Below are 1,335 nucleotides of genomic sequence, written 5' to 3' on the forward strand. Positions count from 1 at the left end.
CATGTCGCACAAAACAAGGTTTTGTGACGCGCGCTTCAACCTGCTTGTTGCGGATTTCGATAATGGCGGTATCCGTTGTGTCTCTGGGCACGCGCGCTAAGGCAATGCCTTTTTGAAGGGTCGGTGAAAACGTTCCGCTGGTCACAACGCCTTCACCCACGCCCGGCACAATCACTTTGTATCCTTCGCGCGGCACGGCTCGACCCTGTTCCACCACAAGCCCAACCAACTTGCGTGCGATGCCAGCTGCTTTCTGGGCTTCTAAGGCGTGTCGGCCAATAAAGTTGCGTTCATTGGGTTCGAGGGCAACCACCCACCCCATATTGGCCTCATAGGGGGATACCTGTTCATCCATTTCATGGCCATACAGGTTCATGCCGGCCTCGAGCCGAAGGGTATCACGGGCGCCCAGCCCGCACGGGCGGACACCAGCCTCTTTCAATCGCTGCCACCAGCTTTCTGCCTGTTCGGCAGGCATGATGACTTCGAAACCATCTTCGCCGGTATAGCCCGTGCGCGCGATGAACAAATCTCCTATCTGGCGGGCGAAGAACGGATTAAGCGACAGGGCTTCCTGTTGTGCCGGTTCCGTCAACAAGCCCGAAAATTTCTCTCGTGCATTGGGGCCCTGCACGGCCAACATGGCGAACTCGGTTCGATGCGCGATGCTGACATCAAAGCCTTCCGCTTGTTGCCCGATCCAGGCCAGATCTTTTTCGCGTGTTGCGGCATTCACCACCATGCGGTACCGGTTCGGCTCAACAAAATACACGATTAAGTCGTCAATGACACCGCCGCGTTCGTTGAGCATGGCGCTATAGAGTGCCTTGCCTGGGACCTGCAGTTTGTCCACATTATTGCATAGCAAGCGCAAAAGAAACGCCTTGGCATCCGGTCCTTCAATATCAACAATCGTCATGTGCGACACGTCAAACATGCCCGCATCACGACGGACGGCGTGATGCTCTTCAATTTGGGAACCATAGTTGACGGGCATGTCCCAGCCACCAAAGTCAACAATCTTGGCACCTTCGGCAACATGCAGTGGATAAAACGGCGTTTGCAAACCCATAAGCGTCTCTGTCGAAATAGAACCAAAGGCACAGTGTGTGCCAGGTGGCGCGCATTATAACGCTTGATGCGTTCGTGCCCAACCAAATTTTGAACAAAAAATCACCTCGGTACTTCGTGATCGGAGTAGCGCTCGTCGGTGGCATGATTGGTGAGAATCTGTGCCGAGATTTGTGATTGTGACACATGTTGGTCGGCGTCAAGCTCGCCGATCAAGTCAAGCCGAATCAGAACAGACAGCTCGGCCAGTTCCTGCGTGATGGC

Annotated in this window: 1 protein-coding gene; it reads right to left on the bottom strand. The window is 54.6% G+C overall.

The window, feature by feature from the left end; translation table 11 throughout:
• On the bottom strand, window positions 1-1,072 hold a 1,072-nt coding region (gene gcvT / locus D6694_13660), incomplete at its 3' end, for a glycine cleavage system aminomethyltransferase GcvT (GenBank protein RMH36702.1).
• Window positions 1,073-1,335: the final 263 nt, after the last annotated feature.

It is taken from the genome of Gammaproteobacteria bacterium, assembly GCA_003696665.1.
GTDB lineage: Bacteria > Pseudomonadota > Gammaproteobacteria > Enterobacterales.